The 17,016-nt window shown below is 41.5% G+C and carries 16 protein-coding genes and 2 riboswitches; of the genes, 9 read left to right on the top strand and 7 right to left on the bottom strand.

Annotated elements, in window-relative coordinates; genetic code table 11:
• Positions 1-49: 49 nt before the first annotated feature.
• The 6 genes from BMW53_RS16040 to BMW53_RS16015 form a co-directional block, all read right to left on the bottom strand.
• Entirely contained in the window at positions 50-877 is an 828-nt protein-coding gene (locus tag BMW53_RS16040; protein ID WP_038559503.1) for a TPR repeat aerotolerance protein BatC, read from the bottom strand.
• 11 nt (positions 878-888) lie between these two features.
• Positions 889-1,920, bottom strand: a complete 1,032-nt coding sequence (locus BMW53_RS16035; protein WP_245749059.1) for a VWA domain-containing protein — start codon at positions 1,918-1,920, stop codon at positions 889-891.
• 12 nt (positions 1,921-1,932) lie between these two features.
• Positions 1,933-2,928 carry a vWA domain-containing protein gene (locus BMW53_RS16030; protein ID WP_139178207.1) on the bottom strand — a complete coding sequence of 332 codons (996 nt, stop codon included), beginning with the start codon at positions 2,926-2,928 and terminating at the stop codon, positions 1,933-1,935.
• 6 nt (positions 2,929-2,934) lie between these two features.
• Positions 2,935-4,053, bottom strand: coding sequence for a hypothetical protein (locus BMW53_RS16025; RefSeq protein WP_051567871.1), 1,119 nt, complete (start codon positions 4,051-4,053; stop codon positions 2,935-2,937).
• Between the two features lie 6 nt (positions 4,054-4,059).
• A complete protein-coding gene (locus BMW53_RS16020) occupies positions 4,060-4,938 on the bottom strand; it encodes a DUF58 domain-containing protein (protein ID WP_038559506.1) in 879 nt (292 codons plus the stop codon).
• A gap of 81 nt (positions 4,939-5,019) precedes the next feature.
• Positions 5,020-6,015: an AAA family ATPase gene (locus tag BMW53_RS16015; RefSeq protein ID WP_038564817.1), complete on the bottom strand. Its 996-nt coding sequence runs from the start codon at positions 6,013-6,015 to the stop codon at positions 5,020-5,022.
• A 407-nt stretch (positions 6,016-6,422) separates the two neighbouring features.
• On the opposite strand from BMW53_RS16015, the gene BMW53_RS16010 reads away from it, so the two are divergent.
• Positions 6,423-7,379: a hypothetical protein gene (locus BMW53_RS16010; RefSeq protein WP_157470818.1), complete on the top strand. Its 957-nt coding sequence runs from the start codon at positions 6,423-6,425 to the stop codon at positions 7,377-7,379.
• Positions 7,380-7,550: 171 nt separating this feature from the next.
• Positions 7,551-7,937 (top strand): hypothetical protein, encoded by a 387-nt coding sequence (locus tag BMW53_RS16005; RefSeq protein WP_038559512.1) that lies wholly within the window; start codon positions 7,551-7,553, stop codon positions 7,935-7,937.
• 69 nt (positions 7,938-8,006) lie between these two features.
• Here the strand turns inward: BMW53_RS16005 and BMW53_RS16000 are convergent, their stop codons facing one another.
• On the bottom strand, positions 8,007-8,447 hold the full coding sequence (locus tag BMW53_RS16000; protein WP_038564821.1) for an Hsp20/alpha crystallin family protein: 441 nt from the start codon (positions 8,445-8,447) through the stop codon (positions 8,007-8,009).
• Between the two features lie 598 nt (positions 8,448-9,045).
• Here BMW53_RS16000 and truA point away from each other — a divergent pair.
• The 7 genes from truA to BMW53_RS15965 all read left to right on the top strand — a co-directional run bounded on the left by truA (position 9,046) and on the right by BMW53_RS15965 (position 16,966).
• Entirely contained in the window at positions 9,046-9,804 is a 759-nt protein-coding gene (gene truA, locus BMW53_RS15995; protein WP_038559515.1) for a tRNA pseudouridine(38-40) synthase TruA, read from the top strand.
• Positions 9,805-9,871: 67 nt separating this feature from the next.
• Positions 9,872-10,057: riboswitch (cobalamin riboswitch) on the top strand.
• 70 nt (positions 10,058-10,127) lie between these two features.
• Positions 10,128-10,934 carry an ABC transporter substrate-binding protein gene (locus BMW53_RS15990; protein WP_074780964.1) on the top strand — a complete coding sequence of 269 codons (807 nt, stop codon included), beginning with the start codon at positions 10,128-10,130 and terminating at the stop codon, positions 10,932-10,934.
• Between the two features lie 19 nt (positions 10,935-10,953).
• Positions 10,954-11,964: a FecCD family ABC transporter permease gene (locus BMW53_RS15985; protein WP_038559523.1), complete on the top strand. Its 1,011-nt coding sequence runs from the start codon at positions 10,954-10,956 to the stop codon at positions 11,962-11,964.
• A 1-nt stretch (position 11,965) separates the two neighbouring features.
• Positions 11,966-12,766, top strand: a complete 801-nt coding sequence (locus BMW53_RS15980) for an ABC transporter ATP-binding protein (RefSeq protein ID WP_038559526.1) — start codon at positions 11,966-11,968, stop codon at positions 12,764-12,766.
• Between the two features lie 244 nt (positions 12,767-13,010).
• A riboswitch (cobalamin riboswitch) is annotated at positions 13,011-13,227 on the top strand.
• An 80-nt stretch (positions 13,228-13,307) separates the two neighbouring features.
• Positions 13,308-15,242 carry a TonB-dependent receptor gene (locus BMW53_RS15975; RefSeq protein WP_038559529.1) on the top strand — a complete coding sequence of 645 codons (1,935 nt, stop codon included), beginning with the start codon at positions 13,308-13,310 and terminating at the stop codon, positions 15,240-15,242.
• Between the two features lie 17 nt (positions 15,243-15,259).
• Positions 15,260-16,570 carry a PKD domain-containing protein gene (locus tag BMW53_RS15970; protein WP_038559532.1) on the top strand — a complete coding sequence of 437 codons (1,311 nt, stop codon included), beginning with the start codon at positions 15,260-15,262 and terminating at the stop codon, positions 16,568-16,570.
• Between the two features lie 3 nt (positions 16,571-16,573).
• Positions 16,574-16,966 (top strand): DUF4430 domain-containing protein, encoded by a 393-nt coding sequence (locus BMW53_RS15965; RefSeq protein WP_038559535.1) that lies wholly within the window; start codon positions 16,574-16,576, stop codon positions 16,964-16,966.
• The last annotated feature ends 50 nt before the right edge of the window (positions 16,967-17,016 follow it).

Here is a 17,016-nt window from a genome sequence, read left to right as displayed (position 1 = left end):
TCTTTTTGTATCCGATTAATCCTTAATCTTTAATCCTTAATCGTTTCCCCTACCATTCTTTTTCCGATCGCGTACGTTTGGCTTTGGCAGCTTTCGCTTTTTTTACCTTATCCTGAATGTCGCGTTCGTCGTTTTGTAAAGCCTGCAACAGTTGCTCAGCATCCTGTTTCGAAATTTTGTTTTGCTGAGGTTGTTGCTGTTGCTGGTCTTTATTTTGGTCTTTGTTCTGATTTTGGTCCTGATCCTGTTTGTTTTGATCTTTATTCTGGTCCTGCTGATCCTTGTTCTGATCTTTGTTTTTGTCCTGGTTATCTTTATTCTGATCGTTTTTATCCTTGTTTTGATCTTTGTTCTGGTCCTTATTTTGGTCTTTATTCTGATCCTGGTTTTGATCTTTATTTTGCTGCTGTTGCTGCTCTTTTTTCTTTTTCAGCATTTGCGCATAAGCCAGGTTGTATTTTGTTTCCAGATCATCGGGATTTTCACGCAGAGCCTTTTTATACGATTCGATACTTTCATCCAGTTTCTCCTGCATCAGCTGCGTATTTCCCAGGTTGTGGTTAACACGGGCACGCTCTGCAGGTTCTTCCATCTTTTCTGCCAATTCTGAGAATTTACCTTCGGCATCTTCAAATTTTTGTTGTTTATACAAAGCATCTGCCAGGTTGTAATTCCATTTCAAATCTTCAGGACGTTTTTCCAACGCCTTCCGGTATTCGGTTTCTGCATTACTAAATTTAACGGAATCAATTTTCATGGTATCGCGCACGGCTTCCATAAAAAGTTTATTTCCGTTGCGTACAAATTTCCGTTCGTTTTGCCCGAAAACAGTTACCGAAAAAACTATAAATAATGATAATATGATTGTCTTTTTCATCTCTCCTCCTTCTATCCAAACAATTTTATCCGCTTCAAATACTTGTTTTTGCGTTCAAGTATTACAAATTCCAGCAAGAGCAAAAACAATCCCACGGCAAAGAAATACTGGAACTGGTCGTCGTATTCCGAAAAAGTACGCGTTTCCATTTCCTGTTTCTCCATTTTATTTATTTCATCGAACAGGGCATTTAACCCCACTTGTGCATTATTGGCACGCACATAAATGCCTCCACCGGTAGCAGCAATTTGCTCCAGCATTTGTTCATTCAATTTTGTTACCACCACATTTCCGTCGCGGTCTTTCAAATAATCGGTTTGTCCGTTCCGCAGCACCGGAATTGGCGATCCTGACGGTAAACCCATTCCAATAGTGTGTACAATGGCACCTTCATCCAACGCAGCCTTTGCTGATGCCAGTGCGTCATCTTCATGGTTTTCACCGTCGGTGATAATTATAATCGCTTTGTTGGCCTCGCCGTTTGGCGTAAACGATTTTCGAGCCAGATCGATGGCCGCTCCAATGGCGGTTCCCTGTTTTGGCACGATTTGCGTATTCACCGAATTCAAAAACAGTTTCGCCGAATTGTAATCGGTAGTAATTGGCAGCTGCGTGTATGCATCGCCGGCAAAAACGATCAAGCCGATCTTGTCGTCTTTCAAACGATCAACCAGTCGAGAAATGGCACGTTTTGCACGTTCCAAACGGTTGGGCTGAATATCTTCGGCCATCATACTGTTCGACACGTCGAGCGCGATCATCAACTCAACACCTTCGCGTTTTTCGGTTTTTAATTTCGATCCGAACTGCGGACGGGCAATTCCAACAATAAAGAATGCCAGCGCCAACATTAAAATGATAAACTTAACAACAGGTCGGTTGCCTGAGCTGTAAGGCATCAGCTGCCCCAGAATTTCCTGCTGCCCAAACTTTTTTAAAGCACGTCGGCGCGAAATGCGCGACCAGACAAAAAACAATGCCAGCAGCGGAATTAGTAATAATCCCCATAAGTATTCGATATTTGCAAACCTAAACATTTCCATTCTTCTATCTTTTTATGGGATACTTCTGAATATGGTTAAACGCAGGAATAAACTCACAATCAAAAACAGTGCCCCAAGCAGGGCAAACGGCATAAATTCTTCCGATTTGCGGCTGAATTCGCGCACTTCAATTTTTGACTTTTCCAACGCGTCAATTTCTTTGTAAATCTCTTCCAGCTTGGTGTTGCTGGTTGCCCGGAAATATTTTCCGTCGGTAAGCGACGATATTTCCTGCAAGGTTTCTTCGTCAATTTTTACCGGCATGTCGCGCAACTGGACGCCAAATTGAGTTTGCACAGGGTAGGGCGCTGTTCCGATACTTCCCACTCCAACCGTATAAACACGAATGCCAAAAGTTTTGGCAATTTCGGCAGCTGTAACCGGGGCAACTTCTCCACGGTTGTTTTCACCGTCGGTTAACAGAATTACCACGCGGCTGATGGCTTCGCTGTCTTTCAGACGGGCCACCGAAGTTGCCAGTCCGTTTCCAATAGCTGTACCGTCTTCAATCATACCGCTTTCAATATCTTTAAACAGGTTGAGCAATACGGCGCGGTCGGTAGTTAGCGGACATTGCGTAAATGCTTCGCCGGCAAAAACCACGAGTCCCATGCGGTCGTATTCGCGCCCCGAAATAAATTCCATGGCCACATTTTTTGCCGCTTCCAGGCGGTCGGGCTGAAAATCCTGCGCCAACATCGAGCTTGAAATATCAAGCGCAATTACAATGTCGATACCTTCTGTTTCGCTCTTTTCCCAGTTTCTTGACGATTGCGGACGAGCCAGCACTACCACAAAAAAACTGATGGCGATAAGCAGGCACACAAACACCAGATGGCGCAAATAATGCCGGATCGTTTTTGGGGCTTTTATTACCGAAGCGGTGGATGAAACCTGGATGCTTGCGGTATTTTTTTTCTGCCTGAAAATATACCACACCACCATGGGAATTAATACCCACAGGATGTGAAATAGCTCAGGGTTTTTAAATGTCAATCCTTCAAACATCTCTTTTTATTTTATCTCAACTTCTTCAATGTTTTCATCATTATCTCCTTTGTCAGCGTCTTTGCTGTCAGCCTTTTTCTGTTCCTCTTTTTTCGTGTCGTTCACAAAGAAATAGGCGTTTACCAGCGACAGGTTATCGTCGTCGGGCAGTGGCTGATATTTGGCAAACTTTACCAAATCGGCTAATTGTAATAACTGCGTCAGGTTCGAGAAATGTTTCTCGTTAATTAAGCTTTTCTGCACCCTGAAACTTTCAATGGTTTCGTCGGTGGTTTGCTCCAAGGCCCGAATACCAAAACGGTCTTCAATGTATTCGCGCAGCGTGTCGGTAAGCTCGCTGTAATATTGTTTGGTTTTGCCTTGCTGCCAAACTTTTTCCGTTTTAATACGGTCCAGCTCACGCAATGCAATAATGTGCGCCGGCTCTTTTGGTTTTGCCGGACGTGCAAATATCGGCTTGTTATTTTTCTTCCGCTTAATTGAATATAACAGGAAGAATATAATCGCTCCGATAAGAATTACTCCCAAAATGTAAGGCGTAACTTCCTTTAACGTCAGCGGTGCATCGTAGGGCATTTTTATGTCGGTTGGCCCTTTGGTGGTGTCGATCTCCATGGTGTAAACATTCAGCGTAACACCGTTGCTGGGAATGGAATCAATGGTTCCGTCCACATCGATTTTAAACCAGTAAGGCGGAATGCGGTAACTTCCACTGTCGAAACTGGTAATGGTGTAGGCCTGAATTTGTTTCATCAGCTTCTCATCATCCAGCTCAAAAGTATCGACACCCGAACGGCTGATCACTTCAATCAGACTGTTAATCGTATCCGGAACCGCCGGAAACTGTACGTTTACATCTTTCGGATGATCTATTTCCAGGAAAAGTTTTACCTGGTCGCCAATCAGAATATTTGCAGAATCGAGGCTGGCAGTGGCTTTTATGCGCTGTGCCTGCGTTGTTCCTGCAAATAAAAACAGGGTAATAAACAACAGCATAACTCCGGTGTTCATCACCCTTCGACTCCCGATGCTATGATCGGGACGGATTCGCTCAGGATGACAGTCACAGTGAGCGGAGTCGAACTGTGCTTTGTTACTCTTTAAAATATCTTTTTTCAATTGCATGCTTCTCTATTTTAATGCCCGTCTTTTAAAAAGGGTCATTAACGATTTTACATAGTCTTCGTTGGTATTTATCGATACATAATCAACACCACTTTTTTTGAACATCACATCCAGCCGGCCCATGTGTTTTATCCACCAGTCGGCATAAAGTTTACGTGTTTTACTCGAACTGCTGTCTACCCAAACGTAGTTGCCTTTTTCAGCATCTTTAAGTTTTATCATCCCGATAGATGGCAGTTCTGTTTCGCGTTTGTCGTATATGTTCAGCGCTACCATGTCGTGCTTGTTGTTGGCGATAGAAAGTGCCATTTCCAGGTCTTTGTTATCGTCCATAAAGTCGGAAATAATAAAAGCCGTACAGCGCTTTTTAATGGCGTTGGTCATGTAGCGAACAGCCTCGGTAATGTCGGTGCCGTTACTTTCCGGGTGAAATTCGATCAATTCGCGGATAATACGCAAAATGTGACTTTTCCCTTTTTTGGGCGGAATGAATTTCTCGATTTTATCCGAAAAGAAGATCACTCCGATTTTATCGTTGTTTTGAATAGCCGAAAACGAAAGCACTGCAGACAGTTCTGTAATCACATTTTTCTTCAGCTTCTCAAACGAACCAAATTCGCGCGAGCCACTCACATCAATCAGCAGCATCACAGTGAGTTCGCGTTCCTCTTCAAATATTTTCACGTAAGGATGACTGTAGCGGGCGGTAACGTTCCAGTCGATGTTACGAATATCGTCGCCAAACTGGTATTCGCGTACCTCCGAGAATGCCATACCGCGCCCTTTAAAAGCACTGTGGTACTCGCCGGCAAAAATATTGCGCGACAAACCACGTGTTTTTATCTCAATCTTCCGTACTTTTTTTAATAAATCAGTTGTTTCCATAATTAGAGTTCAAAGTTTAACGTTCAGTGTTCAAAGTTGTGTTTGAACAGCTGTAAACTGCCACTGTTAACTGTGACTCGACTATGGTACTTCTACCTGGTTCAATATATCGGTAATAATTTCTTCCTGTGTAATGTTATTGGCCTCAGCTTCGTAACTCAGCCCGATACGGTGGCGCAACACATCAGGACAAACGGCACGCACATCTTCAGGAATTACATACCCACGGCGCTTAATAAAAGCAAAAGCTTTTGCTGCCTGCGCCAAACTGATTCCTGCCCTTGGCGATGCTCCGTAAGCGATCATATCGGCATATTTTTCCAGTTTATATTCTTCCGGTTCGCGTGTGGCAAAAACAATGTCAACAATGTATTTCTGAATTTTTTCATCCATGTACACATCTTTTACCACGTTACGTGCTTTCATAATGTCTTCCGGTTTCAGAATGGTTGTTGTTTCAGGGAATTGGGCCAAAAGGTTCTGATTGATAATCTGACGTTCTTCCTCTTTTTTCGGGTAGTTGATTACCACTTTCAGCATAAAACGATCGACTTGCGCTTCAGGCAGCGGGTAAGTACCTTCCTGTTCAATCGGGTTTTGCGTTGCCATAACCAGGAATGGCTCGTCCAGTTTAAAGGTTTCGTCGCCAATGGTAATCTGACGTTCCTGCATGGCTTCGAGCAATGCCGATTGCACTTTTGCCGGTGCACGGTTAATCTCGTCAGCCAATACAAAGTTGGCAAAGATTGGTCCCTTTTTTATGCTGAACTCTTCCTTTTTCTGGCTGTAAATCATTGTTCCCAGAACGTCGGCAGGCAGCAAGTCGGGCGTAAACTGAATACGCGAAAATTTAGCACTGATGGTTTGCGACAAGGATTTTATGGCAAGCGTTTTTGCCAATCCCGGAACACCTTCCAGCAAAATATGCCCATTGGAAAGTAAGCCAATCAGCAAACTTTCAACCAGGTGTTTTTGTCCAACAATCACCTTGTTCATTTCCATGGAAATCATATCCACAAACGAACTCTCTCTCTGTATTCTCTCGTTCAATTCTTTGATATCAACTGCTTGATTCATATCTTTTATAAATTTATTTGCTAATTTTTTCGAAGGCACGAATTTAAAGCATTATGCTATTTATTTCCCTATTCTTTTGTTAAAAAAAATTAAGTAATTGCGAAACGAATTATGATGTTAACAAAGAATAACAGCTTATTAGGATTTTGTTAAGAAATTATGCACTGGTTCCGGGATTTTAAATGAAATGAATTTGGTAGAGCATAGTCTTATAAGCTACAACCTGGTTTTTGCGAAGATGTACAAAAGTGGTAATTTTCTGATGTGGAGTTTAGTGTTAAAAATAATTAAACAAGTTGCAGTATAATCTGTTGTGGTGTACATATTACAAATTGTGTTTATATATTGGTTCCCTGTTTTGTTGGCGGCGAATATATGCTAATGTTAATTCATGAATTGAAGAAATAGTGTTGAAATCAATCGTTATTATAATCGTACTTCTCATGTTTGCCAACACCTGTTTTTCGCAAAGCAGTTTAAATGGCAACGAATCTTATTTTGAAAAGAGTCATATACTGATTCAGCATATAAATGATATTGATTTGCTTTTTTCCGGCAAATCAAACGATGTGGCATTTACTTCATCGTTTTTGATAAAAGCCTTTATCAATCAAAAAACAGAGAAGAAGCGCTTGCTTTCGTTTGGAATAAGAACTGACCTTTATACACAACGGGAATATAGCCAGCGTTTCGATGAAAATGGCCGGTATTACAGAGGCGAATCGTTTGTAGAGATTAGTGCGGTGGAGTTTTCCTGGGTGAAATTTTTGTCGAATAACCTGGCCATTCAATTGTCGGGCGGTCCCGGTATTTTAAACAAGAAAAAACCAATTCCCGGATTGGCTTTGTGGATTCAGGGAGGAAATGATGGTGCCGGTGGAATTCACAAAATCATTGATAGTTTTGGGAAGCAACATGGGCAGATTATTGAAGGACGAGACGTGTTGACCCATTTTATGTATTTTAACCCCGCGGTGAGTTATTACCTCAATGTATTTCCAAAATCAGGCTATACGCCACATACTCTGGTAAGTGAAATAGGCGTTAATTTAAGCGATCAGTTTGCCGGTAACTGGTTTTTCTTCGAAAATGACCTTACCCTGCATCTTTTTCGGTTTCCGCTTTCACAAAGGTTGTTTTCGTTTGATTTAACAGGCGCGGGAGATTTTCGTTTGCATCGGTCAGGGGTAAAATCAGACATCCGCGTAGGAACAGCAATTTCGTGGGGAAGGGCTACATTTGGATACGAACTTACAAAGCAGTATGGAAAGGCGAATGTGGAATGGGTTGATTATTACGATGACGATGATTTGTACCGGATTTACTTCAGAGTTCGGCTGGAAAAGCAAAAAGGGAATTATTGACAAACAGGCGCTTATGGAGTAGTATTGGTGTTGAAGGTTCAGGGTGTTCAGTCCCGGTTTGGGAATTTCATCATAACTAACAGTTGATAGTTTGTAAAAGTAAGCTACAATTTAAGGTGAAGATGTCTTATTTTGTAGTTTTATACCGACGCAAAACAACTTTATAATTCTATGGATGCAGAGAAATTTAAATATGAATACAAAGATTGTATTGTATTTAAGTCCTATTTTGGTTTAATAACCGTTAACGATGTGAAAGAATCCTGGCTGTATGCTATTGAGAAGGATACATTTCCGGCAGAAACTATTGGGTTTGTACTTGATTACAGGGCAGCTCATTTTGATATAGAGCCGGGGCAGCATGTCGAAATTCCTGAATTTTACCAACAAAATCCCAATGTTTTTGGAAATAAAAGAATTGCCATTGTTACTGTAAATCCTGAAGATATAGTATATCCCATGTTAATTCGTATTTGCGACCGAGGTTACGAATCGCGGCCGTTTAGTACGATGGAGGCTGCAATTCGATGGGTTTTAGAAAAGAAGCAGGGTTTATGAAGTTTGCTTCCCGAAAGCAATCAACTAAAAACGTCGCCCAAAATCTTTGAGCGACGTTTTTATTACTCCTTACGAAATTTTAATCTGTCTTTCAGGTTGAGGTTTTACCTCATCGCGTTTTGGCAGTATAATATGTAAAATTCCATTGTCGTATTTGGCTGAAATCTTTTCGCCAACTACTGCATTTTCGGCAACGGTGAACGAACGTTGAAACGATTGGTAACTGAACTCTTTGCGTGTATAGTTCTCATTTTTTTCTTCTTTTTCGTTTTTCTTTTCCGAAGAAATGGTGAGCACGTTGTTTTTAAAGTTCACGTTAAAATCGTTTTTGCTCATTCCCGGAGCTGCAACCTCGATAACAAAATCATCGTCGGTTTCTTTTACGTTTACTGCCGGTAACGAAGTGTTTGTGCTCGAAAAGTTCGAGTGATCCCAATCCATCAATTCATTGTTGAAAAACCTGTCAAAGACTGATGGAAAATACGGTTCGTTTCTTCTTGCTAATTTCATGACTTTATCCTCCTTTAACTTTTGGTTAAACAATTCATTGAACATGCTGAAAAGAAAAAATCAAATGCCATACCATCTTTGATTTTGTGAAAATATTTCAGTGCTAAGCTGTCTGGTTGTCAGTTGGTTTGGTGCGTGTTTTGAATGTGATTGGAAGTCAGTAATTTGTAAAATGTCAAAATTTCAGTTTAGGGCCTTTATTGTTAAACAACATCTTTATCACTCTTGGTTTTAATGAATTAATGTTTTAATTTTATTAAATAAACCTGACGCCCCATTTAAAGGGCCGCCAAATTAAAACAAACAATGAATAGTTTTAACTCCATAAATTGTTAAGTATAACGAGTAACAGCGGATGCTTTGGAGGATTAAAACCTGCTTTTAAAACAGCTAAAATTGCATTAGAAACTAAGGGATAGGATTGAAAAAGTTAATGAACACTTTCAAAAACTTTTAGGCTTCGTTCTGAAGTCGTGTGTTTGGGGTTAACTGGGGCCGCCTCTCTGAAAAAGAGAGGCGGCTATTTTTTTGCCGGTACTTTGGTTAATCTGTGCTTTCAACTTTTTCTGTAATTTTACCCCCAGATAAAACGAGAAAAATGCCACAACGTTATTTTTTACAACTTAGTTACAAGGGAACCAATTACCATGGTTGGCAAATTCAGCCTAATGCTGTTTCTGTTCAGGAGGTGATGGAAGACGCACTATCAAAAATCCTGCGCGAAAAAATAGCTGTTGTTGGTGCCGGACGAACCGATACCGGTGTGCATGCCTCGTTTTTTATTCTGCATTTTGATACCCAAAATAGTATTCCCGAAAATCTGGACATCGTTTATAAACTCAATAGTTTTTTACCATCCGATATTGCTGTGCAAAAAGTGTGGCCGGTTGATGAGGAAGCACATGCCCGGTTTAGTGCATTATCACGAACCTATCATTATTTTATTTCTACCGAAAAAAATCCGTTTGCAACCGAAACGAGCCACAAATACCTGAAACCACTCGATGTGGACAAAATGAACCAGGCAGCATTAAGGCTTTTTAATTACACCGATTTTACCAGTTTCAGTCGCCTGCATACCGATGTAAAAACCAACAACTGCAAAATTATGCACGCCGAATGGACGAAAAATGGCGAACAATTAAAATTTACAATTAAAGCCGATCGGTTTTTACGCAATATGGTGCGTGCTATTGTAGGAACGCTGTTGGAAGTGGGGAAGAGCAAACTCAGTATCGAACAGTTTTGTGAGATCATTGAAAAGCAGGATCGGGGGGCAGCAGGAGCATCAGCGCCGGCGCAGGGGCTATTTTTGGTGGATATTGAATACCCCAAAAAACTTATGAGTGAATGTTGAAATAGTTTCAAAATGTTTATTTTTTAAACAACTGTTTGTGTTCTGCATTTTGTACTCTTTAAAATTATTTATCTTTGTGCGCGTTGGTTACGCACAATTGCGTTTAGGGAATCCGGTGTAAATCCGGAACTGTACCCGCAGCTGTAAATTCAGAAAATGATCATTTCTCACGCCACTGTCGGTTCAGCCAATGACGGGAAGGCAATGATCAAAGGGAATAAGTCAGAAGACCTGCCAGCAAATGGATGAACGAACTTCGGGAACAAAGTTTCGGGAATCAATCTATTGATTTCTGCACCTGATTTCCTGTTAATTTTAAACGGATGAAGATTAAAATTCTCGTGGTATTGCTGCTTGCCGGTTTTTCGGTGTTTGCACAGGATGTTAAACGCGTGATTTCGCTGGCACCGTCGATTACCGAAAATATTTACCTGGTTGGCGGAAAAGATAAACTTGTGGGATGTACGAGTTATTGCATGTTGGCCTTAAATGATGGAATTGAAGAAATTGGTTCAACGGTTGATGTAAATGTGGAGAGGATTTTCGCTTTGAAACCTGACATGGTACTAACTATGAAATTGACCAAAGCGCAGGATATTGCTACTCTTGAAAAACTGGGATTACGTGTTGAGGTGTTGGAAACGCCGCGTACTTTCGATGAAATTTGTGCCCAAACACAACAAATCGCCGAGCTTATCGGATGCGAAGATCAATCGACAGAAGTAGTTGCAAAAGCCCGTAAAACGGTGGCCGAAATTCAGGCGAAATCGAAGCAGCTGCCTCCTTCAAAAATATTTTTCCAGATTGGCGCCAATCCCGTATTTTCGGTGCTGGACAATACCTACATGAACGATTTTATGCTGTTGTGTAATGCAACAAATATTGCCTCCGGGTTAAAACACGGAACTTTAACCCGCGAAAGTGTATTGCTAAAAAATCCGGATGTGATAATCATTGCCGAAATGGGCGGTTTTGGCAAGGAAGAACGAAAGGTTTGGAATACTTACGAAGGAATGGAGGCCGTAAATAACAACAAGGTTTTTCTGATTTCTTCGGAAACAGCCTGTAGCCCAACACCGGCAAACTTTGCAAGTGCACTGAAAGATGTTTACCGTTTTATAAGCGAGTAAATCCAAAAGTTAGAGACGAATGAACAGCAAATATTTAAAATGGATACTTTTTTTAGCCGCACTTTTGGTGTTGTTGCTGGTGTCTGTTTTGTTGTCGTTATCGGCCGGTGAAATAAAAGTTTCGCTGATGCAACTGCCACAAATTTTGTCGGATAAAGGCAGCATCGAATACACTGTTCTAGCAAAAATCCGTATTCCCCGAATATTGATGGCCATTGGTGTTGGCGGCGCTTTAAGCCTGTCGGGAGTGGTGTTGCAGGGTATATACCGAAACCCGCTGGTTGAGCCCTACACGCTGGGAATTTCCGGTGGTGCGGCTTTGGGAGTGGCCATTGCCATTGTTTTTGGGCTGAATACTCTGAGCTTCTTTTCGCTTCCGGCATTTGGCTTTTTGGGGGCGCTTGTTACGCTCATTGTTGTGTATCTGTTAAGTATAAAACGTGGCGGATTAAGTATCAACAGTATGTTATTGATTGGCGTAATGGTAAGTTTTGTGTCTTCTTCGGCCATGATGTTTCTGATGTCGATTTCTACCGCCGAAAACCTGCATAACATTGTTTTCTGGGTGATGGGATCGCTGGATGAGTCGAACAATTCTCTGATTGCCATTGCATTCTATTCATCGCTGGCCGGACTGGTAATTTCGTACTTTTTTGCACAAACGCTGAACGCACTTCGCCTGGGTGAAGTAAAAGCACGGCACTTGGGAATAAACACCGGCGTAGCAATAAAACTGCTGTTTTTTGTGGCGTCGTTACTCACCGGAATTGCCGTTTCGGTAGCCGGAGTTATCGGTTTTGTTGGTTTGGTTATTCCGCACTTAATCCGATTGATTATCGGCAACGATTACCGTGTCCTTTTGGCCGGTTCGTTTATGGGAGGAGCCATTTTTCTGATACTTTCCGATACCATTGCCCGAACCATTATTTCGCCAAATGAACTGCCGATTGGCGTAATAACCGGTTTTATTGGGGGATTGGTTTTCATTATTGTGTTGAGTCGCTCCAAATCACATTTCAAACTGAATTAGCATGGAGCAGTTTTTTCAAATATCAAATTTTTCGTGCGGATATCCGGGAAAGTTCATTCTCCAGGATATCGATTTTTCAGTGGCAAAAGGTGACATTGTGGGGATTATCGGTCCAAACGGTTCGGGAAAAACTACTTTGTTTCGTGGAATTTCAGGAGAGCTTCCTCCGCTGAAAGGTAAAATGGAGCTGAAGGGGTTGGATACGCGAAAAATGAATCTGAAGCAGCGTGCTCAAAATATTGCCATTGTTACGCAGAATATTGAAATAGGCAGCATGACTGTGGAGGAATATGTGTTGATGGGCCGCATTCCGTATCACAAACAATTTCAGTTTTTCGAGACCAAAGAGGATTTTGCCATTGCCGAAAAATACATGAAGCTTACGGGCGTTGACAAACTGAAAGGAAAATACATGAATGCCTTGAGTGGTGGCGAGCAACAGCTTGCAGGAATTGCCCGTGCATTAACACAAGAACCCGATTTACTTCTGCTCGACGAGCCAACTTCGCATTTGGATATCACGCACCAGGTTCAAACACTGAATCTCATTCGCCGCTTGAGTTGCGAACTGGGATTAACGGTTCTTATGATCATTCACGACCTGAACCTGGCCGGAGAATATTGCGATTCGTTGATTATGATGCAGGAAGGCCATATTCGTAAAAAAGGCCTGCCGGTAGAGGTGCTTAATTATGCAGATATTGAAGCCGTTTACGAAACCGTTGTAGTGGTGCGTACCAATCCCATCTCAAATAAACCGGTGGTATTTTTGGTGTCGGAGGAGGTGATCAAAAAAAGTTAAAGCGATACCTGGTGATGCTCTCACTCGAAGTGAGAGTATCACTAATTTGTAGTTTAACTTCCCTAATAAAACAATTCGGAATTAGCTTTTCAAGAGTCTGCTAAATCATTCTTAATGCACAATTAAGTTTTGTTGCGTTCGCTTAAGGCTTTCATATTAGCGATTTAGGAGTGCTATTAATAAGTAGAGGTATTTTCCTGCGTATCTTTTTCAATAATATCATGCTTGTTAAAAAATGTGACTATCTTTGTCGGTGAATTTAGGTTCTTAAAATTTCTGTATCAGAAATAAGATGAAAAGGGAATCCGGTGAAAAACCGGAGCTGTACCCGCAGCTGTAAGTCCTATCCGTCGGTTGACGGATCGTGTTATTGAACCATAAGCCACTTTCTGAGGGATCGGGAGGGAAGGCATCAATAACCGGGATGAGCCAGAAGACCTGCCATAAATTCAATAGTAAATAATTAAGCTTCGGGATAAAAGCTTGAGAAATATCATCCGTATTTTTCACTGATTTATCCAAAGCTCCTTAAGTGTTTAGAATGAGGAGGTTTGTAGTTTTTGGAATCGTATTGTGGGCGCTGGCTCAAAATGTAGCGGCGCAGCAGCCCTTTACCGTGTTCGACACCGTGCAGGTAGAAGAAGTAGTGAGTTATGGAAAGCTTCAGAAATACCAGTCGGGAGCAAAAATCGAACTCATTAGTGCCACGCAGTTTTCGCTGGCGCAGGATGGAAACCTGGAGCAATTGCTCTCGCGCAGTTTACCCATCGCCTTTAAAACCAATGCAGGTGGTTTGGCCACTATTCGTATTCGTGGATCGGCACCCGATCATACCAGTTTAAATTTTGGCGGCATAAATATTAACTCGCTCACGCTGGGCCACTCCAATGTAAATAACGTTCCCATTTATCTTTTCGATAATATTGGAGTGCAGTTTGGTAGTGCCAGTTCGGTAAACGGTTCGGGAAGTATTGGAGGAGCCATTCATTTAGGCCTGCAAAACCACTGGACCAATGGTTTTAAGGCGGAAGCCCGTATTGCAAACGGATCGTTTGGAGAGCAGCTTTACGGTACAAAACTGTTTTGGGGAAACGGCAGGTTTGAAGCAGTGACCCGTGCTTTTTATTATTCGAAAACAAACGATTTTAAATTTACAAACCCCAACTACCGCGATTTTGAAAACGATATTTTTGAAATTGAGGATACGCAGCACAATGCCAATATTAAAAATATGGGATTACTACAGGAGCTGAATTATAAGTTCAACAAAGACGAGTTCTTCATTTTTAATGTTTGGGTAGAAAATGACTGGCATCTGGTTCAGCAAAACATGCAAACAAACCTGAGTAATCCCGATTTGCGCGAAGAGTACAACGATGATCATGTGCGTATTTGGGCAGGTTATAAAAACCGCAAAAATCCCTTCAAATTCGAGATTAACGGTGGATATGTTTATGACAATGCCGTTAGCGACGAAAATACTTCCGACACCATTTCAACCCAACGCATAATTGGCGAGGCATTTATCGAACACGATTTTTCGCCCAATGCCAGCTACAAAGCCGGAGCAAAAACTACCCGTATTTATCCCTCGGTTTATGCCTATTCCAAGTCGTTGAAACACGAGGACCGGGTAGATTTGTATGCTTCGTACTATCAACGTTTTTTTAGCCGTTTAACCGCAACACTGAATTTGCGTTACGGTTATGTAACCGATTTCGATGTGCCTTTCACGCCGTCGTTTGGACTGAACTACCTGGCGCTTTCAAAAGAAAAGTATGTGCTTCGGTTTACCGGAAATGTTGCACGTAGTTATCGTGTCCCGACCTTTAACGACCGCTTTTGGGTGCCCGGTGGAAATCCAGATCTGAATCCCGAAAAAGGAATGAGTTACGAATTTGGATCGAAGTGGAGCTACTGTGTTGGAGACGTTTCAGGGAATGTAAAACTGAATGCTTTCCTGATGAATGTTGACGACTGGATTTTGTGGAAAAACGGTGGTTCGTACTGGTACGCCGCGAATGTTGAAAATGTACAAAGTAAAGGACTGGAGTTTATGACCGATTGGAATTATACCCTTTGGGGATTGAAAGCCAATTCGGGACTGAACTATACTTACACTTCGGCAGAAAGAAAAAAGTCGCAGAATAATACCAATGCGCTGAACCGTCAGTTGGAGTATGTTCCGCTGCATGCCGGTAATTTTTTCACAACGGTAGCTTATAACAAATTCGATTTTACAATTGACGGAAGTTACACCGACGAGCAATTTACCGACGAGGAGCAGAAAAATATTCTCGATGCTTATGTTCTGATGAATGTGGCTGTTGGTTACAACTGGAAAATCGACAGCCAGAATCAAATTCGAATAAACGGAATGATCAACAATGTGCTGGATACCAATTACCAGTCGAGTTGGGGCTATGCCATGCCCGGCATTGCTTACCGATTAAGTATTACGTATAAATTCAAATAAAAAACAAACTACAAAAAATGAAAAACCGATTTAAAATTTTGACACTTTTGGCGGTGTTGGCACTTGCCTTTACTGCTTGCGATGACGATGAAAGTTTAGATATAACGCTAGGCTTTTCTTTCTCACCTGAAGAAAATATTCAGGTTGGAGATACCGTTTATTTTACAAACAATTCGGTGTCGAATATGGATGTTGTTTACACCTGGGATATGGGAGATGGAACAACATTAAATGATGAATCAGTAGAGCATGTTTATGCCGAGCCAGGTGTTTATGATGTAACTTTAAGTGTGGAGGATGGGCAATCCGAAAAATATGTTAGACAACAAATCAATGTTGACGCATCTTTGGCCTTCATTGTTAACGCCGGAAGCTGGTCGGGAGATAAATCGACCATAACGGCTTACAATAAATATACTGATGAGGTAGTGAACAGCTATTACAGTTCTGTGAATGGATTGGACATCACTTCAAATATTCAATTTGCCTACAACTACAACGGCAAAATTTATATGACGGGGAATACTGCCGATCAGATTTTTTGGGTTGATGCAAAAACCTTTGAACAAACGGAAAATGGGATTACCGATCAGATTGTAGGCCCCCGTAACTGTCAGGCACTTGGCGATTACCTGTATGTTTCTTGTTGGGGTGGAGCAGTTTACGCCGATCCTACACTCTCGTACATAGCAAAAGTAGATTTAACTGCCGGAGAAGTTGTGAGTACAATTCCTGTGCATTATGGCCCCGAAGGTTTGGCTATTGCCGGAAACAAATTGTATGCTGCATTAAATTATACAAATCAGGTGGCAGTGATCGACCTGGACACAGATGAGGTTTCATACATCGATCTTCCTGAAGGCAACATTCCATCGTATTTTGAAAAGGATGATCAGGATAACTTGTATATCAATCTGGGAGTTGCATACGGCAATGAAACCACACAAACAGGTATCGGCTACATTAATACTTCTACTGATGAATTTGAAGCGAAATATGATTTGGAAGGAGTTAGCAGCATGAACTATGTTGATGTTTTTGAGTTTAATGATGACTTCTCAAAATTGTATATCGTAACTACCGGTGGCTACGGAATGCCTGGTGGAGTATCTGTATTTGATGTGGCTTCAAAAAGTTTCGAAGCCGAAAAATTCATCGATGGAGTGAATGGATTAAATGGTTTGGGTTACTACGACGATAAACTGTTTTGTTTCTTCTCAGACAATGTAACCTCAAATGGTTCAGTGGTAACCTACTCACCTGATGGAACAGAATTGAAAGTGTTTGAAACAGGTATTGCACCATTCATGTTGCTTGATGTTGAATAAGCGATGAACAAACTAAAAATATTTTGCCTTTATCTGCTGCTGGCTTGCTTTTTCGGATTATCGGCTTTTGCCGGCAACAGAGATAAGGTTACTGTTGAAATAGATTTTGGATCGTTGAATCATCCAAAACTGAAAATCGAGACAAATTGGAAAGAAGGGCTTTCGGCTTTGGAAGCCCTCCAGTTTGTTGCGGAGGTAAAAACACACCCGGTGGGGCAATATGTTTTTGTCGATGAAATTGATGGTATAAAAGGTGAGCCGAACAAAAGTGTTTGGTACTACAAAATAAATGGCGAGCCGGCCAAAAAGATTGCTATCAACCAGCCCCTTGAAAGTGGTGATAAAATAACATGGATTTATAAACAGGATGTTTGTAGTCCGAAAGAAGACAAATAGCTATAGGAATAATTATAGCAGTTTCTTCCCTAAGTGCGGCACTCAAAGCA

The sequence above is a fragment of the Draconibacterium orientale genome (assembly GCF_900111425.1).
In the GTDB taxonomy this organism is placed as follows: Bacteria; Bacteroidota; Bacteroidia; order Bacteroidales; family Prolixibacteraceae; genus Draconibacterium; species Draconibacterium orientale.
This window is presented reverse-complemented; position numbering and strand designations above follow the sequence as displayed.